The organism is Streptomyces sp. NPDC048636 (assembly GCF_040650655.1).
Taxonomy (GTDB): Bacteria; Actinomycetota; Actinomycetes; order Streptomycetales; family Streptomycetaceae; genus Streptomyces.
The window spans coordinates 116564-136871 of record NZ_JBEZHR010000015.1 but is presented as its reverse complement, the minus strand read 5'-3'; the positions used below and the strand labels follow the sequence as shown (position 1 = coordinate 136871).

Here is a 20308-nt window from a genome sequence, read left to right as displayed (position 1 = left end):
GGCGGCGCCGGGCCCCCGCCACCCGGCGGGCAGGGCGGCCTAGACGCGTGGCGCCGTTCCCCGCCGCAGGACCGGCATATGGATCGGCTGCGAGCCGGGGCCGCCGATGTGCGAGAACGGCTGGGTGCGCCAGTCCAGCCCCTCCGGCAGCGTCAGCAGCAGCGCCGCGTCCTGCTCCTGGGCTTCGAGCGAGGCGTCGGCCGGGGAGGCGTCGGCCACCCCGCGGCCCGTACCGGCGCACACCGTGAGCCCGAACGGGTCCCACGGGGACGGGCACAGCGCGTGCTCCGGGAGGACGTCCTCGTCCGCGAGCAGGGCGATGGGCCGCGCGCAGTCCGGGCACACGACCCGGAACATCTCGTAGGTCTCGTTCTCGTGGGAATCGACGTCGCCTTCGTCGAGGCGCTCAAGGTAGGGCATGAGTTTCCCCCTCGGGTGGGCTGGTCAGGCGCGTCGGCCTCGACCACAGCAAGCATTTCCCGCGCCGCACCGCAGGTAATCTCCGCACTTCCGTGGACACCCCCGACGGGATGTGGCGTTCGTCACACGCCGGGCGCAGATGCGGTGAACAAGGGCCGTCCGGCCCCCGTACCGGGTCCGGCGCACCCGCTGTGCCGGAACGCCCACGACCACATAAGGTGATCGGCTGTGGAGGAGTTGGACAGACAAATCGTGGAGCTGCTCGTCAAGGACGGGCGGATGAGCTACACGGACCTGGGCAAGGCCACCGGCCTGTCCACATCGGCCGTGCATCAGCGGGTCCGCCGTCTCGAGCAGCGCGGGGTGATCCGAGGCTATGCCGCCGTGGTGGATCCGGAGGCCGTCGGCCTGCCGCTGACGGCCTTCATCTCGGTCAAACCCTTCGACCCCAGCGCGCCCGACGACATCTCCGAGCGGCTCGCCGAGGTGCCCGAGATCGAGGCGTGCCACAGCGTCGCGGGAGATGAGAACTACATCCTCAAGGTGCGTGTCGCCACCCCGCTGGAGCTGGAGCATCTGCTCAGCCGGATCCGCTCGCTGGCCGGGGTCTCCACCCGCACCACGGTGGTCCTCTCCACTCCCTACGAAGCGCGTCCGCCGCGCGTCTGACCCGCCCCGGGCGCGCCCATCCGGGCGTGTCCGACCCCGACCGGACGCGCCCGGCGCGCGTCGTCCCAGACCGACTCCACGAGGCAGCCCGCGTGAACGACCGCACCCCTGACCGGACCGCCGAGGGCCGCACCGTGCTGTTGCGCGGCGGCGAGGTCCACAGCCCCGCCGATCCGTTCGCGACCGCGATGGTCGTCCAACGGGGCGCCATCGCCTGGGTCGGCTCCGAGGGCGCCGCCGACAGCTTCGCCGACGGGGTCGACGAGGTGATCCAGCTGGACGGGGCGCTGGTGACACCCGCGTTCACCGATGCGCATGTGCACACGACCGCCACCGGGCTCGCCCTCACCGGACTGGATCTCGCGGGCGCCCGTACGCTCGCCGACACCCTGGACCGGGTCCGTACCCACGCCGCCGCCCGCCCCGACGACCGGGTGCTGCTCGGCCACGGCTGGGACGCCGGCGGCTGGCCCGAGGGCCGTCCGCCGCGCCGCGCCGAGCTCGACGAGGCCACCGGTGGCCGGCCGCTCTATCTGACCCGTGTCGATGTGCACTCGGCGGTGGTCACCACCGCCCTGCTGGATCTGGTGCCGGGCGTGTCGGACCTGGCGGGCTACCACTCCGACGCGCCGCTGACCGGCGCGGCCCATCACGCCGTACGCGCCGCCGCCCAGGCGAGTGTGACCCCGCGGCAGCGCGCCGACGCCCAGCGCGCCGCCCTGGCCCGCGCCGCGTCCCTGGGCATCGGCTCCCTGCACGAGTGCGCGGGCCCCGAGATCTCCGGCGAGGACGACCTCACCGGGCTGCTGGAGCTGGCCGCGCAGGAGCCGGGGCCCCGGGTGTTCGGCTACTGGGCCGAGGCCGCGGAGACCGCCGCCGACCTGGCGAAGGTGCGCGAGCTCGGCGCCCTCGGCGCCGCCGGTGATCTCTTCGTGGACGGTTCGCTCGGCTCCCACACGGCGTGTCTCCACCAGCCTTACGCCGACACGCCGCACACCGGCACCGCCTGTCTGGACCGGGCGGTCGTCACGGCCCATGTCGCCGCCTGCACCGAGGCCGGGGTCCAGGCCGGGTTCCACGCCATCGGCGACGCCGCCGTCACCGCCGTGGTGGAGGGCGTGCGCGCCGCCGCCGAACAGGTCGGGCTGGCCCGGGTGCGCGCCGCCCGGCACCGGGTGGAACACGCCGAGATGATGACCCCCGAGACCATCGCGGCCTTCGCCGAACTCGGCCTCACCGCCTCCGTCCAGCCCGCCTTCGACGCCGCCTGGGGCGGCGAGGACGGCATGTACGTCCAGCGCCTGGGCGCCGAACGGGCCCGGACCCTCAACCCCTACGCGGCCATGCTCCGTGCCGGAGTCCCCCTCGCCCTCGGCTCCGACAGCCCGGTCACCCCGCTCGACCCCTGGGGCACCGTGCGCGCCGCCGCCTTCCACCGCACCCCCGAGCACCGCGTGTCGGTCCGCGCCGCCTTCACCGCCCATACGCGCGGCGGCTGGCGGGCCATCGGCCGCGATGACGCGGGCGTCCTGGTACCCGGCGCGCCCGCGGACTACGCGGTGTGGCGCACCGGCGAACTGGTCGTCCAGGTCCCCGACACGCGGGTCGCCGGATGGTCCACCGATCCGCGCTCCGGCACGCCCGGCCTGCCCGACCTCACCCCCGGCGGTCAACTGCCCGTGTGTGTGCGCACGGTGGTCGGCGGACGCACCGTGCACCTCCGGCCGGACGAGTGACGAAGCGGCGCCCCGTACCGCCGAACGATGTTCCCCCGGCCTGTCGCGGCATCTGAACACCGTCCGTACTGACCTGGTCATTTGAGGAAACGGCGCAGGTCATGCGGCTGTTGACAGGGTGCGGGCGGTGGCCGGTAGGTTCGGCCGAGTCCACCACTGGACGCCCGACCGGGGAATCTTCACGCAGTCGTCGAACGCCGCTGGGCCAGAGGGAGACGCACCGCACCGGTGCGCCACCACTGGGAGCCAGGTCCAGCGCACGGGGGCGAGGGAGGGATCGCCGGGTCGGCAGGTGCGACCCGGGAGGGGCCCGGACGCTCAGTAGACAACGGCTCTCGGTCGACCCGCAGCCAGCGGGTCCCAGGTCGGCCCGAAGGGCGTCGGGCCCCCATCCGCACGCACACGGCGGACCGCCCCCGGTCGCGGGGGCGGCGCCGCCGAGCCCCGCGGGAACCTCGGCCGTGGCCGGGGCGTTCCGTACCCCGGGAGCACTTTCCCCACCTCGGGACCACTTCCGCGAGCCCGCGTTGTACGGTCACCTCACCACAGCATGCATGGCAGGAAGGCCGCACCGTGCCCTCGGGTTCCGACACCACCGCCGAAGCCGCCTCGCCCGGCCCGGCCGCAGACCGACCGGGCGAGACGCCCAGGCCCGCCGCCGCCTCGTCCGGCGACGGCGAGGCCGGAGCGCCCGTGCCCGCCGCCGTGGACCGGCCGGGCCGGTTCCGGCGTCTGGGGCTGCTGGCCCGCCGTGAGGCGCTCCGCAGCCTGCTGGCGGCCGTCAGCGGCCTCGCGCTCGGCCTCGCCTTCCCGCCGTTCGGCGTGTGGCCGCTGTCCCTGCTGGCGGTGGCCGCGCTGGCGCTGCTGACCCACGGCCGTACCGCCCGGCAGGGCGCCTGGACGGGGTTCGCCTTCGGGGTGCCGTTCTTCGTGCTGCTGCTGAAGTGGCTCAGCGTGGTCGGCTGGGACGCGTCGATCGGCCTGTCCGTCATCGAGGCGGCCTTCATGGCGCTGCTGGGCGCCGGGCTCGCGCTGGTCTCCCGGCTTCCGGTGCCGGCCCTGTGGCCGCTGTGGACGTCCTGTCTGTGGGTCGCCGAGGAATGGGCCCGCGACCGGACGCCGTTCGGGGGCTTCCCGTGGGGGCGGCTGGCCTTCGCCAACACCGGCTCGCCGTTCACCCCGCTCGCCGCGCTGGGCGGCGCCCCGCTGGTCACCTTCGGGGTGGCGCTGGCCGGTGGGCTGCTGGCCTCCGCGCTGCTCGTCGTATGGCGGTTGCGCGGCGCCTTCTCGCCGCGTGCCGTGCTGCCCGCCGTGGGCGCCCTGGTGGTCGCCGGGGCGGTGACCGCGGCCGGGTCCACGGTGCCCATCCCGACCGGTGCCGCCAAGTCGGTGGACATCGCGGTGGTCCAGGGCAATGTGCAGCAGCCCGGAATGGACTTCCTGGGCCGTCCCATGAAGATCCTCAACAACCATGTCGAGGCCACTCTCGATCTGGCCAAGGACGTCAAGGCCGGGCGGATCAAGAAGCCGGATCTGGTGATCTGGCCGGAAAACGCCTCCGACCTGGACCCCTTCCAGTATCGGGAGGCATACGCCCGGATCGACGAGGCCGTGCAGGCCATCGATGTCCCGGTGCTGGTCGGCGCCCTGGTGGACCACCCCACCAAGGAGGGCTACGTGGAGAACCAGGGCATCGTCTGGGACCCCCAGAAGGGCCCCGGCGCCTCGTACACCAAGCAGCACCCGGTGCCGTTCGGCGAGTACGTGCCCTTCCGCCAGCAGCTCAGCAAGGTCATCACCCGGCTCCAGCGGGTGCCGCGCGACTTCTACCCCGGTGACCACACGGGCGTGCTCCAGGTGGGCCCGGCCCGGCTGGGCGATGTGATCTGTTTCGAGGTGGCGTACGACGAGATCGTCCGCGACACGGTCAACGCGGGGGCCCGCGCGATCGTCGTACAGACCAACAACGCCACCTACGGCCGCAGCGGTCAGCCGGATCAGCAGCTGGTGATGTCCCGGCTGCGGGCCATCGAGCACGGCCGTCCGGTGATCACGGCGGCCACCAGCGGGATCAGCGCCGTTGTCTCCCCGGATGGCACGATCGAGCAGCGGACGAAAGAATTCACGCAAGATGTGCTCACCGCGCGCATCCCCTTGCGTGACGGCAAGACCCTCGCCGACCGCGTCGGTGCGACCCCGGAGTGGGTGCTCGCTATGGTGGGCCTTCTGTCCTGCGCGGCCGCGATCATGATCGGCCGTCGGGGACGTACGGACGAGAAGGGGCAGTAGCCGTGAGCGACGCACGCGAGGCCGACCAGCCGCGCCGGAGCAACGAAAGCGACGATTCGCCTCACGGGCGGAGAAGCGAACAAGACGGTGCCGTGAGCGACGCCGCACGTGAGGCCGGTCAGCAGGAGAGCACGGCCGACCAGCCGGGGACCACGGCCGACCAGCCGGTCGGCGGGGACGTGGAGCGGCCGGCTGCCGGGGACACGGGCGGGGAGCCGCGCCGCGCCCCCCAGGACGAGGGCGGCCGCCGCACATACGGCCCGCTCGGCAGCACCTTGGTGATCATCCCGACCTATAACGAGGCGGAGAACATCAAGCCGATCGTCGCCCGGGTCCGTGAGTCGGTGCCCGACGCGCACATCCTCGTCGCCGACGACAACAGCCCGGACGGCACCGGCAAGGTCGCCGATGAACTCGCGGCCGAGGACGACCATGTGCGGGTGCTGCACCGCAAGGGCAAGGAGGGCCTCGGCGCCGCCTATCTGGCCGGGTTCCGCTGGGGTATCGAGCACGGCTACGGCGTCCTGGTCGAGATGGACGCCGACGGTTCCCACCAGCCCGAGGAGCTGCCCCGGCTGCTGACCGCGCTCAAGGGCGCGGACCTGGTCATCGGCTCGCGCTGGGTGCCGGGCGGACGGATCGTCAACTGGCCCAAGTCCCGTGAGTTCATCTCCCGGGGCGGCAGCACCTACTCCCGGCTGCTGCTCGACGTCCCGATCCGGGATATGACCGCCGGGTTCCGCGCCTTCCGCAAGGAGACGCTGGAGGGCCTGGGCATGGAGGCCGTCGCCTCCCAGGGCTACTGCTTCCAGATCGACATGGCCTGGCGCGCCGCCAAGGCGGGCTTCCACGTCATCGAGGTCCCGGTCACCTTCATCGAACGCGAGCGCGGTGAGAGCAAGATGAGCCGCGACATCGTCACCGAGGCGGCGTGGCGGGTCATGACCTGGGGTGTCAGCAGCCGGGTCAACAAGCTGCTGGGCCGTAAGAACGCCTAGTCAGGGCCTGCGTTTACCGCTCGGAGTAGTCCCACGGGCATCCGGCCGTTCCGTCCCCGAGACTTGAGGCGGAAGGAGGCGGAACATGCCTAAAACGACCATGAAGAGCAGCAAGAGCTCATCGCGCCGGACGACGATGCCCCGCCGGGGCGCCAAGGCCGGCACGATGGAAGCGCAGACCAAGGAACAGCTCTACCGCAAGGCCAAGAAGGCCGGTATCGAGGGCAGGTCGCAGATGTCGAAGAGCGAGCTCATCTCGGCACTGCGGCACCGCTGACACCGGCCGCGGGCGGTTCCCCTGCCCCTGCCCCCCGCCCGCGGGAGGGGCGGGGGGCAGGGGACCACCTCTGTCCGGGCCCGTTGCCGCCTCGGCCGAGGCCACCGGGATCCGGGATCCGGGAGGGATCCACGGCCCCGGGGTCCGCGCCGCCCGGGGGTCGGGGCACACTGGGAGCCATGACGACCGGCGCATCGCCGCAGAGCGACCCGAACCGCCCCAAGCGCTCGCGCGCCCGTACCTTCGTACCCCTGGCCATCGCCGCCTGGCTGGTGCTGGAGATCTGGCTGCTGACCGTGGTGGCCCGGGCCACCAATGGGCTGACCGTCTTCCTGCTGCTGGTGGCGGGGGTGGTGGTGGGCGCGGCCGTGGTCAAGCGCGGCGGACGCCGGGCCTGGCAGAGCCTGACCCAGTCCATGCAGCCGGGCGCCGACCCGGCCGAGCCCGCGGCGCGACCGGGCTCCTCGTTCACCATGCTGGGCGGTCTGCTGCTGATGGTGCCGGGGCTGATCTCCGACCTGGCCGCGCTGGTGTGTCTGTTCCCGCCGACCCGCGCGCTGCTGCGGCGCCGTGCCGAGGGTGCGCTGTCGCGCCGGCTGGGCTACGTACCGGGGGCGCCCGGCGATCCGTTCCTCCAGGGCCACCCGGGCCGGGGCGGCCGGGAGCGCCCGGGGGAGGGCGGTCAGGTCATCCAGGGCGAGGTGATCCATGACGACGGCCCCGCCGACGGCCGTGACGGCGGTCGCGGGGACGGCCGCGAGACCATCCGGGGTGAGATCCGGGGCGACGAGGACGGTCCGCGCTCGGCGCACCGCGACTGAGCCGCGCCCGCGCCCCGGGCGCCCGGCAGTCCGGCGCCCGGCGGTCCGGGGCCGACCGGGATGTGGACGCACGAGGGCCGGGGCCACCGCTCGGCGGTGGCCCCGGCCCTCGTCATTCAGTTGTCAGTGCTTCTATCAGTGCTTCCGCAGATCCTCGGATCAGGCGGACTTGCGGGTGTCCCGCGGATGCACGGCGATGTTCATGGCGCCGGAGCGCAGGACCGCCAGCCGCTCGGCCAGCACCTCCTCCAGCTCTTCGCGGGTGCGCCGCTCCATGAGCATGTCCCAGTGCGTGCGCGCGGGCTTGCCCTTCTTCTCCTCAGGACCATCGCCATCCACCAGGAGTGCCATGGCGCCGCACGCCTTGCACTCCCACTCCGGCGGAATCTCCGCCTCTACCGAGAACGGCATCTCGAATCGATGGCCGTTCTGGCATGCGTACTCCACCGCCTGGCGCGGGGCCAGATCGATGCCGCGGTCGGTCTCGTAGCTGGTCACCACGAGTCGCGTGCCGCGGAGAGCTCGCTCACTCATGAATCGTGCCTCCCGGGCTTGTCGCCCACAGGACAGGTGTCGCTGTCGTCGTCATCCGGTCAACGTCCGGTCGGCGGTGAAGATTCCCGTGTTGGGACATGCGTCGCCCGTCGTGCCGCCCCGTTGTTCTACCCACAGGCGCCCGGTTTGTCACATCTGGCAGCAGATGTCACCCAGCGTTTCTGGTACTTTAGCGCGCAGTAACGGTCCGCCTGGTAGGCCAAGGGCGTACACTACCGCTCCACTGCCTCGAGCTCGAAATCAGGTCCCTGTTCTGTCCGGGACCCGGCCTTCGGTGCCGCCCCGGGCGACCACCTCGGAGTCCTTCGGGACGGCGCTGGGGATCGCGAAGAGGCGCAGGAAGAGCTGGGACAGCGGCCCGATGGTCAGCGCGAAGAGTACCGTGCCCGCGCCCACCGACCCGCCCAGGACGTATCCCGTCACCAGTACCGCCACCTCGATCCCGGTCCGCACCAGGCGGATCGAGCGGCCGGTGCGCCGGTGCAGTCCGGTCATCAGCCCGTCCCGGGGGCCGGGCCCGAACCGCGCGGAGATGTACAGACCGGTGGCCGCGCCGCACAGCACGATCGAGAACAGCAGCAGCGGAATCCGTACCGCCAGTGACTCGGGAGCCGGTACCAGCCACAAGGTGGCGTCCGCCGCCGGTCCCACCACCAGCACATTGGACACCGTCCCCAGCCCCGGCCGCTGCCGCAGCGGTATCCACAGCAGCAGCACGGCGGTGCCCACCACCATCGTCACCGTGCCGAAGGTGAGCGGTACGCGCTTGGCGACGCCCTGGTGGAAGACGTCCCAGGGGTCGAGACCGAGGGTGGACCGCAGTTGCAGTGCCATGGAGGTGCCGTACAGCGCGAGCCCGGCGTAGAGCTGGACGAGACGGCGGGCGAGGCGGCGGGATCCCCCCGGCGGGTCTTCGGGCAACGCGTCCTCCCTCTTGCTGTTCTTCGGTCAGGCGGCAGGCTTTCAGGCTTCCTCGCGGTCGCTTCGCGGCCCGGTGGCCGACCGGCCTGGTGGCGATGGCCGGTGACATGTCACTCTGTGGTCCGGGACCAGTCCAGTTCCATGGCCAATCCGGGAAAGGTGGACCGTTTTCGATGAGTCCGTGGACCTCGGCGGTGGGGGCACCGCAACTGGCGCGACTGCTCGGATCACAGCACCCCCGTGACCGCCTGCCCGCGGGCGCGGTCGCCTCCCTGAACGGCGGCCGCCGGGTGCCCGCGTACCGCGCCCTGGCCGACGGGGTGCGGCTGCTCATTCTGGAGGGCCGGGTTCCGGTCGCCGCCCGGCTCCCCGCCGAGCGCGAACTCGCCGCCGCCCTCGAGGTCAGCCGCACCACCGTGGCCGCCGCCTACGAGGCGCTGCGCGGCGAGGGGTTCCTGGAGTCGCGGCGCGGCGCCGGGAGTTGGACCGCGATGCCCGCCGGGAGCCCGCTGCCCACCCGGGGGCTGGACCCGCTGCCCCCGGAGGACGCGGCCTCCGTGATCGACCTCGGCTGTGCCGCGCTGCCCGCCCCCGAGCCCTGGCTCACCCGCGCCATGCGTGGCGCCCTGGACGAGCTCCCGCCGTACGCCCACACCCACGGCGACTACCCCGCCGGACTGCCCGCCCTGCGCCAGGCGCTCGCCGACCGCTACACCGCGCGTGGCATTCCGACCATGCCCGAGCAGATCATGGTCACCACCGGTGCCATGGGCGCGGTGGCGGCCGCCTCGCGGCTGCTGGTGCGCCCCGGTGAGCGGGTCGCCGTCGAATCGCCCTCGTACGCCAACATCCTCCAGCTGATGCGGGAGGCGGGCACCCGGCTCGTCCCCGTGGCGATGGCCGACCGGCTCGGTGGCTGGGACATCCCGTCCTGGCGCCAGGTGCTCAGCGCCGCCGCGCCACGGATGGCCTATGTGGTCGCCGACTTCCACAACCCCACCGGCGCGCTCGCCACCGAGGAGCAGCGACGTCAGCTCGTGGACGCCGCGCGGTCGGCGGGGACCGTCCTGGTCGCCGACGAGTCCATGGCCGAACTGCGGCTCGACGAGGACGTGGAACTGCCGCCTCCGCTCTGTGCCTTCGACCCGGCCGGCTCCACCGTGATCACCGTCGGCTCGGCGAGCAAGAGCTTCTGGGCCGGGCTGCGGATCGGCTGGGTGCGCGCCGCACCGGAGGTGATCCGCAGCCTTGTCGCCGCCCGCGCCTACGCCGACCTGGGCACCCCCGTCATCGAACAGCTCGCCGTCACCTGGCTGCTGAACACCGGCGGCTGGGAGGAGGCCGTCGCGATCCGCCGTGAGCTCGCGCGCGACCACCGTGACGCGCTCATCGACGCCCTGCGCCGTCATCTCCCCGACTGGGAGTACACCGTGCCGCACGGCGGGCTCACCCTGTGGGCGCGCACCGGCGGCCTCTCCGGATCGCGGATCGCGGAGGCGGGTGCGCGGCTGGGGGTGCGGGTGCCGTCCGGGCCGCGCTTCGGCGTGGACGGGGCCTTCGAGGGCTATGTGCGGCTGCCGTTCACCGTCGGCGGCGCGGTCGCCGAACAGGCCGCCACCCGGCTCGCCGCCGCGGCCCGACTGGTCGCCACCGGCGCCGTCACCGAGGCCGAGGCCCCGCGTACCCACGTCGCCTGAGCCCGGCCCGGTACGAGGGCGGCGCGGGGCTCAGGCGCCGGACGGGGCCGAGGTCCGGGGCTGCCGCGCCGGCTGCTCGTCCGGGGCGGCCTCCGGCCGCGGCAGCAGCCTGAGCACCGCCTGCCGCTGTGCCTCGCTCGTCGCGTCGTCGTACGGATCCGGGGTGGCGGGCACCTGGAGCCGGTGCACCGGACCGGTGCCCAGCCGGGCGTAGCCGCGGCCCGCGGGCATCTCCGGCGTCGGCGTGGTGTGCGGGGGCGCGCCGAGGACGGCCGCCGCCTGGTCGAACGAGGCCGGGCCCAGCAGCACCCGGGCCCGGGTGTGGGTCCGTACGGCCTCGCTGAGCCCGTCGGCGGCGTCGAGCTGATCGGCCACCACGACCCGTACGTTGGCCGCCCGGCCGTGCCGCAGCGGTACCGCCAGCAGATCCTGCGGATCGGGGCGGCCGTCGGCGGCGGCCAGATGGCTGAGCACCGACGGGCGGTCCAGCAGGATCCACAGCGGGCGCTGGATGTCGTCGGGCAGCGGATGGCCCAGCTGCCGTGCGCGGTTGGCGGCGATCAGGCGGCGCTCGGTCTCGTGCCCCGCCCACTCCAGCGTCGCCAGCGTCCCCGCCAGCCCGCACTCCACGGCCAGCACCCCGGCCCGTCCGGCCAGACACGCGTACTCGCTGGTGCCGCTGCCGTCCACCACCAGGACGTCCCCGTGGTGCAGTGCCTGGAGGGCGATGGAGCGCACCAGGGTGGTGGTGCCGCTGCCGGGCTGGCCGAGGGCCAGCAGATGCGGTTCGGTGGAGCGCGGGCCGGTGCGCCAGACCACCGGCGGGACATCGCGGGTCGCGGCCTCGGCGGCCGCGCCGCCCCGGGCTCCGCCGGGACCGGCGGAGCCGTCCGCGCCGGGACCCGCGCCGCCGCCCTCGCCGTCGTCGGCACCCTCGGCGTTCTCGGCGCCTTCGAGCACCGGCAGAGTGCGCTGGACGGACGAGGTGTCGGTGAAGCCGAGCACCGTCTCACCGGGGGTGGTGACGAAGTGCTGGGCGCAGATCGCGGTGGACAGCGGGGGCAGCACCGTCAGCGTGAGCCGGTTCGCCTCCTCGTCCCATGCGAAGAGGTACTCCCGGCCGCGTCCGGACTTGGCGTGGAGCAACTGCTCGATCCGGGCCCGGGAGGAGGGTTCGCCGTCGGTGAAGTACGCGGGGTAGCGCAGGTGCAGCTTGGTCAGCCGGCCGCCCTCGTCGAACGCGTAGGAGTCGAAGGCGCTCGACCAGTCCCCGCCGTGGGCGTACAGCGGGCTCGGGTCCTCGGCCGCCGAGAAGTACGGCACCAGGGCCTCGTAGAGCGTGCGCAGCCGTTCGGTGCCGTCCGGACCGGGGCCGCTCGCCGCCGTGGCCGCGCGCTCCCGGCCCGCCCAGCAGGCCACCGCCATCAGACAGACGGCGGCCACCAGCGGCCCGTACGGCAGCAGGAAGACGACGAACAGCCCGCAGGCCGCGAGGAACAGCGCGGGGCCGCGGCGCTCGCCCGGCAGCTCCACCCACGTCCGCCGTCCGGCGGCGGCCAGCACGCGCAGCCCCCGGGTCAGCGCGATCAGCGGGTGGAGCACATCGGCGGCGCTGTCGGCCGCCGTACGGGCGAAGTCGCGGCCGCGCAGCAGCGGGGCCGGGGCGCTGCCGGGGCGGAGGCGGGGGAGCCGGACCACGTCAGATCTTGATTCCGCCCAGCAGGCTGGCCAGGCTCGCGCCGCCCGCCTTGATGCTCGGGGCGATCGCGGTGCTCGCCAGATAGAAGCCGAAGAGGGCGCAGACGATGGCGTGGGACCCCTTGAGTCCGTCCTTGCGGAAGAACACGAAGACGACGATGCCGAGCAGTACGACACCGGAAATGGAGAGGATCATCACGGTCTCCTGGCTGGTGGGGGACGGTCACCATGAGTTGTTCCAGGCTCACAGCATGTATCCATCTAGGGAAAGGTGCAAATGGGTCGATTATCGGTGTAATCACCTCAATGGGTGTGTGATGGGGTTGCGCGCGGCCCGGTACGGCTCCGGCGCGGGGGTCGGCTCCTCGGCCCCGCCGTCCCTAGGGTGTACGTGATCGCGTAGAAGTGATCCGTAGCAGTGCTCACATGCCCAGACGAGCCGGAAGCCGAGCCGGAGGCGAGACGCCATGAGCGAGCCGAACCCCGAGACCGAGCCCCCGCACGACCCGGAGGTGTTGCAGCTGGCCGCCAAGGTCTTCGACCTGGCCCGGCGCGGTGACACGGACACCCTCGCCGCCTATGTGGACGCGGGTGTCCCGGCCAACCTCACCAACGACAAGGGTGATTCGCTGCTCATGCTGGCGGCCTACTACGGCCACCCCGCGACCGTATCGGCCCTGCTGGACCGCGGCGCCGACCCCAACCGCGTCAACGAAAGGGGGCAGACCCCCATCGCCGGAGCCGCCTTCAAGGGCGAGGAGGAGGTGCTGCGGGTGCTGCTGGCCGGGGGTGCCGATCCGCGGGCCGGATCGCCCTCGGCGGTCGAGACGGCGCGGATGTTCGGGCGGGAGGATCTGCTGACCCTGTTCGGGACGCCGGAGACCGACTAGTGCCGCCGTGGAGCGCTTCGTTCACGGTGTGACCGAAGGGGCGCGGAGGGCTGCGTGAGGGTGTGCGGGGCCGGTAGATTCGGGCTGGGGGAAGGAGTCCGATGGCCGAAAACCGGCGCACCGTACGCGATCTGCGGCGCGGCAACCGCTCGACACTGTTGCGCACGCTGTACTTCCGGGGGCCGGTGAGCCGCCAGGAGCTGGGGGAGCTCACCGGGCTCAGCGCGGGCTCGGTGAGCAACGTCGTGAGCGATCTGTTCGCCGACGGACTCGCGGAGGACGCCGGTTCGCTGGACTCCGACGGCGGCCGCCCCCGGACACTGCTCCGGGTGGCCCCCGGCAGCGGCCATCTCCTCGGGGTCGATATCGGGGAAACCCACGTCCGGGTGGCGCTGTTCGACCTGGCGTTGACCGAACTCGCCCGATGGGAGCATCCGCTGCCCCCCGGCCGCTATGAGGCCGGACCGATCGTCGACCACATCCTGACCGGGCTGGACATGGTCCTGGCCAAGGGTGAGGTGGCGGCGGACGCGGTCATCGGCGTGGGGGTCGGGGTCCCGGGCATCGTCGAGCGGGAGCCCGAGGCCGTCGTGCACGGCCAGACCTTCGGCTGGGACGCGGTGCCGCTGGAGCGGCTGCTGCGCGCGGGCACGGCGCTGCCGCTGTTCATCGACAACGGCGCCACGGCACAGGGGCAGGCCGAGATGTGGTTCGGCGCCGGGCGCGGCGCGGAAACCGCCGTGATCGCGCTGATCGGCTCGGGCGTCGGCGCGAGCATCGTGACCGGCGGGGCACCGTACCGGGGCGCGACCAGCAGCGCGGGGGAGTGGGGTCATACCGTCGTCCAGGTCGGCGGGCGCACCTGCCGGTGCGGGGCGGTCGGCTGTCTGGAGGCGTACATCGGGGCGCGGTCGGTGCTGGACCGCTACCGGGCCCGCGCCGGACGTGGCGTCGCCGCCGGTGCCGATCCGGCCACGGGCGCCGATCCGGCCTCCGCCGCGGGCTCCGCCGCCGGGCAGCGGGACGCGTTCGCCGCGCTGCTGCGGGCCGCGGACGGGACCGACACCCGGGCCCGCGAGGTGCTGGAGGAGACCGCCGCCTACCTCGGCGCGGGCATCGCCGACCTGATCAACCTCTTCAACCCCGAGCGGATCATCCTCGGCGGCTGGGCCGGAGCGCTGCTCGGCACCCACGCGCTGCCCCTGATCCAGGAGGCCACCGCCCGCTACGCGCTGCGCCGCCCGCTGGCGCGGACCGAGATCGCCCCGGCGGCGCTCGGTCCGGACGCCGTGGCGCTGGGCGCGGCCACCCTTCCGCTGGCCCATTTCCTCGCCACCGGTGGGGTGTTCTGAGGGCTCCCGGACCGCTGGGTTCGACTTCTGTCCGTTTCAGGGGAGTTGAGGCAGCCGCCGTCTCAAGTTCTTTGAACCAAGAAGGTCCAGACCTGTTGACATGGCCCGAACCCGGCTGGACATTGGGTCTCCCCGGGAGGTGATGTATGACGGTCCAGGCAGCCCAGCCCCACCCGCGCACCGCCGTGCGCGACCCGCGGCGCGGCGCCCGCTCCTCGGTCCTGTGGGCGTTGTACTTCGACCCCCCGCTCAGCAGACAGCAGCTTGTGCTGCGTACGGGCCTTGATGCCACCGCCGTGGATCGCGCCGTCGGTGAACTGCTCCTCGAGGGCGTCCTCCTCTTCGAGCCGGAGGCGGACCGACCGGGCCCACCCCGGCTCCGGACGGCCCCCACGCACCGGTACGTCATCGGCGTCGACATCGGCGAAACCCGGGTGCGCGTCGCCCTGTTCGACCTGGCACTGCACCAGCGGGCCGCCGCCGACCATCCACTGCACCCCGGCCGACACGACGCCGACATCGTTGTCGGCCACATCCTCACCGGTATCGACAGCGTCATCGGCACCGCAGGGGTGCCGTTGTCCGCGATCCTCGGCGTCGGCATCGGGGTCTCCGGTGTGGTGGAGCGCGGCGCCGACACCCTTGTGCACGGCCAGACCATCGGCTGGGACGCGGTGCCGCTGGAGCGGCTGCTGCGCGCGGGCACGGCGCTGCCGCTGTTCATCGACAACGGCGCCAGCGCGATGGGTCAGGCCGAGCAGTGGTTCGGCGCCGCGCGGGGCGCCCAGCATGTGGTGGTCGCGCTGATCGGCTCCGGTGTCGGGGCCGGTGTCATCACCCACGGCACCTCCTACCGGGGCGCCACCAGCAGCGCGGGGGAGTGGGGGCACACCACCGTCCAGGCCGGGGGCCGCCGTTGCCGGTGCGGTGCCCGCGGCTGCCTGGAGGCGTATGTGGGCGCCGCGGCGGTCCTGGAGCGGTTCCGTCAGGCCCGGCGTGGCCGCCCGGTCCCGGGGGAGGACGAGGAGTCCGCGTTCACCGCGTTACTGGCCGCGGCCGACACCTCCCCCGCCGCACAGCGCGTCCTGGAGGAGGCCGCGGTGTATCTCGGTGCCGGAATCGCCAATCTGGTCAACCTCTTCAACCCGCAGCGCATCGTCCTCGGCGGCTGGGCAGGACTGTCGTTCGGCGCCCGGATGCTGCCCCGGATCCGGGAGTCGGTGGCCGCGCAGGCGCTGCGGCGGCCGTACGCCCATACCGCCATCGAACTGGGGCGGCTGGGACGGGACGGTGTCGCGCTCGGCGCCGCGACGCTCCCGGTACGGCGCTACCTCGCCGACGGTGCGCATCCGCCCCGGACTCCCGTGTCCTAGCGGCCCGTTCGCCCCGTAGCCCGTAACCCGCCCCTCGCGACCCGCTTCCCCCACGCTTTCCCCACGCTCCCCGCAGACGTTCCACCGGCCGTGACCGCACCGGCCGCAGCACCTTCCCCCCCCACGGACCGGCGACGACCGGACCGCCCCCCACAGGAAGGCACCCCGGTTCCATGCGAAGGACCCTGCGCACCACTGTGATCGGCCTGCTCTCGGCCACCGCGCTCGCGGCCACTCCCTGGTTCACCACCCCTGCCACCGCCACCGGGCCGCAAACCGGGAAGGCAGGCGCCGCCGCCTTCACCGAGAACTTCGACGGCCCCGCGGGCGGTGCCGTCGACGGCTCCCGCTGGGGCTATGAGACCGGCGACAACGTCAACAACCACGAGCGGCAGTACTACACCGACGGCACCAAGAACGCCGCGCTCGACGGCCAGGGCAATCTGGTCATCACCGCGCGCAAGGAGAACCCGGCCGACTACGCCTGCTGGTACGGCCGGTGCGAGTACACCTCCGCCCGGCTCTCCACCGCCCGCACCTTCAGCACCGCCTACGGACATGTGGAGACCCGGTTGAAGGTCCCGCGCGGCCAGGGCATGTGGCCCGCCTTCTGGATGCTGGGCACGGACATCGGCGGCGCGGGCTGGCCCAACTGCGGTGAGATCGATGTGATGGAGAACGTCGGCTTCGAACCGGGCACCGTGCACGGCACCATCCACGGCCCCGGCTACTCCGGTTCGGGCGGGATCGGCGCCGGTTACACCCTCCCGGGCGGAGCCGCGTTCGCCGACGACTTCCACACCTTCGCCATCGACTGGTCGCCCGACAAGATCACCTGGTCGGTCGACGGACAGGTCTACCAGACCCGCACCCCGGCCGACCTGGGCGGCAACCGCTGGGTGTTCGACCATCCCTTCTACCTCATCCTCAACCTGGCCGTCGGCGGCTACTGGCCGGGTGACCCGGACGGCGGCACCACCTTCCCGCAGCAGCTTGTCGTCGACTATGTGAAGGTGACCGGCGGCAACTGACACCTGCCATCCCCGACCCCCCACACCGGCCGCGGTCCCGCACCCCGCGGGGCCGCGGCCGGACCGCACCGGGCCCCTGCCGACCGGGACACACGGGGCGTCCGGGGGCCGAGTAGCGTGCTCCCATGGACATCGGTGATGTGGTCGACGACTTCGAACTTCCCGACGAGACCGGCACGGCCCGCACACTGAGCGGTTTGCTCACGGACGGGCCGGTGGTGCTCTTCTTCTACCCGGCGGCCATGACACCCGGCTGCACCAAGGAGGCGTGCCACTTCCGCGACATCACGGCCGAGTTCACGGCCCTGGGCGCCCAGCCGGTGGGGATCAGCGCCGACTCCGTCGAGCGGCAGGCGGAGTTCGCCGACCGCCACTCCTTCGGCTATCCGCTGCTCTCCGACCCGGAGGGGACCGTACGGGAGAGGTTCGGGGTCAAGCGCGGGCTCGCGGCCGTACCGACCAAGCGGGTCACCTTCGTGATCGGCACCGATCGCCGGGTGCTGGAGGTCATCAAGAGCGAGTTCCGGATGTCGGTGCACGCGGACAAGGCGCTGGAGGCGCTGCGGAACGCGGCGGGCTGAACGTACGGACCGCGCGCGGGTGCCGACCACGGGCGGGCAGCCGACCGGCGGCCCGCCCGTGGTCGGCCCGTCTCACCCCAACGGGGCCACCGGGGAGAAGACGAAGGTGAACGCCGCCGGTGCGACCGGAAGACGGTACGGCTCGAGCACCCCGGGCCCGCAGGACTGACTGCCGATGCCCTGCTGACCGTGGTCGAGGTTGACCCACACCGTGTCCTCGGACGGCACCAGATCCGGGGTGTGCCCGGCGGCGTCCAACTGCTCACTGGTCCAGCGGCGCGCGGTGAACCAGAACGGCGGGGCGCCCTCGATCCGCACCCCCCGCCCGTCGGGCGCGGACAGCCGCGCCCAGCGGACATCCGGCCGCGCCCCGTTCTCCTGCGGCCGGACGTACGGTGTCTGCATCGCGTCCACCGGCAGCGCCCAGCGCCCCAGCCGACACGCGGCACGGGTGTCCGGATAGCCCTCGCCGGGTCCGCCGCCGAACCACTCGGCCCGGCCCAGCGAGGCCGGGACCCCCAGCCGTACGCCGAGCCGAGGCAGCGGACAGGGCCATGCACCGTGCGGGGTGACCGAGACCGCCAGCCGCAGCCGGTCCCCGGCGGCGGTCCAGCGGTAGACGGTCTCCAGGGCCAGGTCGGTGGCGGCCGCGGCCACCCGCGTCCGCACCGTCAGCCCGGTGCCGTCCGGCTCCACCGCGTCCACCCGGTGCCGCATCCGGTGCAGCCCCAGCTCCCGCCAGAGCACCCCGTAGCGCTCGTCGGGCTGCCAGGACGCGCCGTTGTCGTTGTCGGTGGGCGCCCGCCACACATCCAGCCGCGGTCCGGTGACCGCGAGCGCGCCGAGCGCCGTGAGCTCACCGGTGGCCGCGTCGAAGGTGCCCGGGCCGAGGACGATCCGCCCGGTGGCGCGGCGCGGCGCCTCCTGCGGTGCGGCGGTGTGCGGCGGCTCGGTCCGTACCCGGGCGGGGAGTTGGCCCCAGGCCACCGGATGGCCCGCGGCCGCCCACGCCGTGGTGGCGGCGAGCCGCGCCTCCACGGTCCACCGGGTCTCCTGCCCGGGCTCGGTCTCCGGTGGCGCGGGCAGCTTGAGGTCGGCGGCGAGCCCCGGCCCGACCGGGGGCACCGCCAGCTCACCGGTGGCCACCACCTCGCCCTCGGCCTCGTACGCCCAGCTGAAGACCAGATGGGACAGATCGGCGAAGTCGTGGTGATTGGCGATCCGCACGGTGCCCTCGACCCCGTCGCCGTCGATCCGGACCGGCTCGATGACCTTCTTGTACTCGGCCAGCCCCGGTGAGGGGGTGCGGTCGGGGAAGACCAGACCGTCGCAGACGAAGTTCCCGTCGTGCAGCTCCTCGCCGAAGTCCCCGCCGTACGCGAACCAGGGCGTGCCGTCGGCGGTGCGCCGGGCGAGACCGTGGTCGATCCACTCCCAGACGAAACCGCCCTGGCAGCGCTCATGGGTCTCGAACGACCGCTGGTACTCGCTCAGTCCACCCGGTCCGTTGCCCATGGCATGCGCGTACTCGCACTGGATGAACGGCAGCCGGCGGCGCTCGGCGTCCAGCTCAGGATCGCCCCACGGCGGCTCGGCGCGCCGCCCGATCTGCTCGACCTCGTCATGCGGCGCGTACATCCGCGAGTAGACATCGGTGTCCGCGCAGGACGGATCGCCCTCGTAGTGGATCACCCGGGACGGGTCGCGCTCCCGGATCCAGTCGGCCATGGCGGACAGCCCGCGGCCGGTGCCGCACTCATTGCCCAGCGACCACATCACGATCGACGGGTGGTTCTTGTCGCGCTCGACCATCCGGGCGGCGCGGTCGATCAGCGCGGGGATCCAGCGGACGTCGTCCACCGGGTTGTCCCGCCACTCCTGCTCGACGAAGCCATGGGTCTCCAGGTCGCATTCGTCGATGACCCACAGCCCCAGCTCGTCACAGAGCCCGAAGAAGGCCGGATGCGGTGGATAGTGGCTGGTGCGCACGGCGTTGATGTTGTGCTGTCTCATCAGTGTCAGATCGGCGCGCATGGTCTCCAGGTCCACCGCGCGGCCGGTCTCCGGATGGAACTCATGCCGGTTGACCCCGCGGAACAGCACCCGCCTGCCGTTGACCTTCAGCAGCCCGTTCTCGACCACGACGGTGCGGAAGCCGACGCGCAGCGGAACGCTCTCGCCGACAGTGGTCAGCCACGCCTCGTACAGCCGTGGGGTCTCCGCCGTCCACGGCTCCACCGGCACGGTGGCGCTCTCCCCGGTGGCCAGGTCCAGGCCCAGTTCGGGCACGGTGACCCGGCCGCCGGGGTCGGCGTCGATCCGGAGGGTGCCCGTGCCGCTCAGGTGGTCGTACGAGGCGTGGACGAAGTAGTCCTCGAGACAGCCCTCGGGGCGGTGCTCCAGGGTGACCTCGCGGAAGATCCCCGGCAGCCACCACTGGTCCTGGTCCTCCAGATAGCTGCCGGAGGACCACTGGTGCACCCGTACGGCGAGTACGTTGCCGCGCGGGCGCAACAGCCCGCCGACGGCGAACTCGTGCGGCAGTCGGCTGCCCTTGAAGGTGCCCAGCTCCTCGCCGTTGAGCCAGACCCGGGCACAGGACTCGACGCCCTCGAAACGCAGCACCGCGTCACCGCCGTCCGGCCACCCCGGGGGCAGGTCGAAGACGCGCAGATGGTCACCGGTGGGGTTCTCGCTGGGGACCCGGGGCGGGTCCACCGGGAACGGATAGCGGTGGTTGGTGTAGATCGGCGCGCCGTGGCCGTGCAGTACCCAGTGCGCGGGCACCGGGATCTCGTCCCACCCCGAGGCGTCGTAGCCGGGGCGGGCGAACGCGTCGTCCTCGGCGGTGGCGGTCGGGGACAGCCGGAAGGCCCAGACGCCGTCCAGGCTCAGCCGCGCCGCGTCGGTCTCGGCGGACCAGGCGCGGGGCGGCAGCCCTCCACTGCCGGGGGAGAGATCCTCGTGGTACGGAAGCGGCGTGTGCTGCGTGGAGCTCAT

At 73.1% G+C, this 20308-nt stretch carries 18 protein-coding genes; 12 read left to right on the top strand and 6 right to left on the bottom strand.

Going from position 1 to position 20308, the window contains the following annotated elements; all coding sequences use genetic code 11:
- Positions 1 to 39: 39 nt before the first annotated feature.
- Positions 40 to 420, bottom strand: coding sequence for a hypothetical protein (locus tag AB0C66_RS30355; RefSeq protein ID WP_362445658.1), 381 nt, complete (start codon positions 418 to 420; stop codon positions 40 to 42).
- A 228-nt stretch (positions 421 to 648) separates the two neighbouring features.
- On the opposite strand from AB0C66_RS30355, the gene AB0C66_RS30350 reads away from it, so the two are divergent.
- The 6 genes from AB0C66_RS30350 (at position 649) to fxsA (ending at position 7210) form a co-directional block, all read left to right on the top strand.
- Positions 649 to 1089: an Lrp/AsnC family transcriptional regulator gene (locus tag AB0C66_RS30350; protein WP_020866923.1), complete on the top strand. Its 441-nt coding sequence runs from the start codon at positions 649 to 651 to the stop codon at positions 1087 to 1089.
- A gap of 92 nt (positions 1090 to 1181) precedes the next feature.
- Positions 1182 to 2825: an amidohydrolase gene (locus tag AB0C66_RS30345; protein ID WP_362445655.1), complete on the top strand. Its 1644-nt coding sequence runs from the start codon at positions 1182 to 1184 to the stop codon at positions 2823 to 2825.
- Between the two features lie 573 nt (positions 2826 to 3398).
- A complete protein-coding gene (gene lnt / locus AB0C66_RS30340) occupies positions 3399 to 5114 on the top strand; it encodes an apolipoprotein N-acyltransferase (RefSeq protein WP_362445653.1) in 1716 nt (571 codons plus the stop codon).
- Positions 5115 to 5389: 275 nt separating this feature from the next.
- Positions 5390 to 6112 carry a polyprenol monophosphomannose synthase gene (locus tag AB0C66_RS30335; RefSeq protein ID WP_362445836.1) on the top strand — a complete coding sequence of 241 codons (723 nt, stop codon included), beginning with the start codon at positions 5390 to 5392 and terminating at the stop codon, positions 6110 to 6112.
- A gap of 85 nt (positions 6113 to 6197) precedes the next feature.
- Complete coding sequence (locus AB0C66_RS30330) at positions 6198 to 6389, top strand: Rho termination factor N-terminal domain-containing protein (protein WP_362445650.1); 192 nt, start codon at positions 6198 to 6200, stop codon at positions 6387 to 6389.
- A 179-nt stretch (positions 6390 to 6568) separates the two neighbouring features.
- Positions 6569 to 7210, top strand: coding sequence for an FxsA family membrane protein (fxsA, locus tag AB0C66_RS30325; protein ID WP_362445647.1), 642 nt, complete (start codon positions 6569 to 6571; stop codon positions 7208 to 7210).
- Positions 7211 to 7369: 159 nt separating this feature from the next.
- Here fxsA and AB0C66_RS30320 read toward each other — a convergent pair whose 3' ends face one another.
- Together AB0C66_RS30320 and AB0C66_RS30315 are read right to left on the bottom strand one after the other, a co-directional pair.
- Entirely contained in the window at positions 7370 to 7744 is a 375-nt protein-coding gene (locus AB0C66_RS30320; RefSeq protein ID WP_014056358.1) for an RNA polymerase-binding protein RbpA, read from the bottom strand.
- 261 nt (positions 7745 to 8005) lie between these two features.
- Positions 8006 to 8686 carry a hypothetical protein gene (locus AB0C66_RS30315; protein ID WP_362445644.1) on the bottom strand — a complete coding sequence of 227 codons (681 nt, stop codon included), beginning with the start codon at positions 8684 to 8686 and terminating at the stop codon, positions 8006 to 8008.
- Between the two features lie 173 nt (positions 8687 to 8859).
- Between AB0C66_RS30315 and AB0C66_RS30310 the strand changes: the two genes are divergently transcribed.
- A complete protein-coding gene (locus AB0C66_RS30310; RefSeq protein WP_362445641.1) occupies positions 8860 to 10383 on the top strand; it encodes a PLP-dependent aminotransferase family protein in 1524 nt (507 codons plus the stop codon).
- Positions 10384 to 10413: 30 nt separating this feature from the next.
- Here AB0C66_RS30310 and AB0C66_RS30305 read toward each other — a convergent pair whose 3' ends face one another.
- On the bottom strand, positions 10414 to 12081 hold the full coding sequence (locus AB0C66_RS30305) for a hypothetical protein (RefSeq protein ID WP_362445638.1): 1668 nt from the start codon (positions 12079 to 12081) through the stop codon (positions 10414 to 10416).
- Between the two features lies 1 nt (position 12082).
- A complete protein-coding gene (locus tag AB0C66_RS30300) occupies positions 12083 to 12277 on the bottom strand; it encodes a hypothetical protein (RefSeq protein WP_254741884.1) in 195 nt (64 codons plus the stop codon).
- 271 nt (positions 12278 to 12548) lie between these two features.
- Here AB0C66_RS30300 and AB0C66_RS30295 point away from each other — a divergent pair, with 271 nt between their 5' ends.
- From AB0C66_RS30295 to AB0C66_RS30275, 5 genes are all read left to right on the top strand, one after another.
- Complete coding sequence (locus AB0C66_RS30295; RefSeq protein WP_362445635.1) at positions 12549 to 12971, top strand: ankyrin repeat domain-containing protein; 423 nt, start codon at positions 12549 to 12551, stop codon at positions 12969 to 12971.
- 101 nt (positions 12972 to 13072) lie between these two features.
- Positions 13073 to 14323 (top strand): ROK family transcriptional regulator, encoded by a 1251-nt coding sequence (locus AB0C66_RS30290; protein WP_362445632.1) that lies wholly within the window; start codon positions 13073 to 13075, stop codon positions 14321 to 14323.
- A gap of 146 nt (positions 14324 to 14469) precedes the next feature.
- Positions 14470 to 15696 (top strand): ROK family protein, encoded by a 1227-nt coding sequence (locus AB0C66_RS30285; RefSeq protein WP_362445630.1) that lies wholly within the window; start codon positions 14470 to 14472, stop codon positions 15694 to 15696.
- A gap of 173 nt (positions 15697 to 15869) precedes the next feature.
- Complete coding sequence (locus tag AB0C66_RS30280; protein ID WP_362445627.1) at positions 15870 to 16727, top strand: glycoside hydrolase family 16 protein; 858 nt, start codon at positions 15870 to 15872, stop codon at positions 16725 to 16727.
- A 125-nt stretch (positions 16728 to 16852) separates the two neighbouring features.
- A complete protein-coding gene (locus AB0C66_RS30275; protein ID WP_362445624.1) occupies positions 16853 to 17308 on the top strand; it encodes a peroxiredoxin in 456 nt (151 codons plus the stop codon).
- 72 nt (positions 17309 to 17380) lie between these two features.
- Here the strand turns inward: AB0C66_RS30275 and AB0C66_RS30270 are convergent, their stop codons facing one another.
- Positions 17381 to 20308, bottom strand: coding sequence for a glycoside hydrolase family 2 TIM barrel-domain containing protein (locus tag AB0C66_RS30270; protein ID WP_362445621.1), 2928 nt, complete (start codon positions 20306 to 20308; stop codon positions 17381 to 17383).

What these genes read in the sequence shown, in the direction of transcription:
- AB0C66_RS30330 (WP_362445650.1), top strand. Translation starts at nt 6,198, where the DNA reads ATGCCTAAAACGACCATGAAGAGCAGCAAGAGCTCATCGCGCCGGACG.
- AB0C66_RS30280 (WP_362445627.1), top strand. Translation starts at nt 15,870, where the DNA reads ATGCGAAGGACCCTGCGCACCACTGTGATCGGCCTGCTCTCGGCCACC.
- AB0C66_RS30355 (WP_362445658.1), bottom strand. Translation starts at nt 420, where the DNA reads ATGCCCTACCTTGAGCGCCTCGACGAAGGCGACGTCGATTCCCACGAG.
- AB0C66_RS30285 (WP_362445630.1), top strand. Translation starts at nt 14,470, where the DNA reads ATGACGGTCCAGGCAGCCCAGCCCCACCCGCGCACCGCCGTGCGCGAC.
- AB0C66_RS30310 (WP_362445641.1), top strand. Translation starts at nt 8,860, where the DNA reads ATGAGTCCGTGGACCTCGGCGGTGGGGGCACCGCAACTGGCGCGACTG.
- AB0C66_RS30270 (WP_362445621.1), bottom strand. Translation starts at nt 20,308, where the DNA reads ATGAGCTCCACGCAGCACACGCCGCTTCCGTACCACGAGGATCTCTCC.
- AB0C66_RS30275 (WP_362445624.1), top strand. Translation starts at nt 16,853, where the DNA reads ATGGACATCGGTGATGTGGTCGACGACTTCGAACTTCCCGACGAGACC.
- fxsA (WP_362445647.1), top strand. Translation starts at nt 6,569, where the DNA reads ATGACGACCGGCGCATCGCCGCAGAGCGACCCGAACCGCCCCAAGCGC.
- AB0C66_RS30290 (WP_362445632.1), top strand. Translation starts at nt 13,073, where the DNA reads ATGGCCGAAAACCGGCGCACCGTACGCGATCTGCGGCGCGGCAACCGC.
- AB0C66_RS30300 (WP_254741884.1), bottom strand. Translation starts at nt 12,277, where the DNA reads ATGATCCTCTCCATTTCCGGTGTCGTACTGCTCGGCATCGTCGTCTTC.
- AB0C66_RS30320 (WP_014056358.1), bottom strand. Translation starts at nt 7,744, where the DNA reads ATGAGTGAGCGAGCTCTCCGCGGCACGCGACTCGTGGTGACCAGCTAC.
- AB0C66_RS30295 (WP_362445635.1), top strand. Translation starts at nt 12,549, where the DNA reads ATGAGCGAGCCGAACCCCGAGACCGAGCCCCCGCACGACCCGGAGGTG.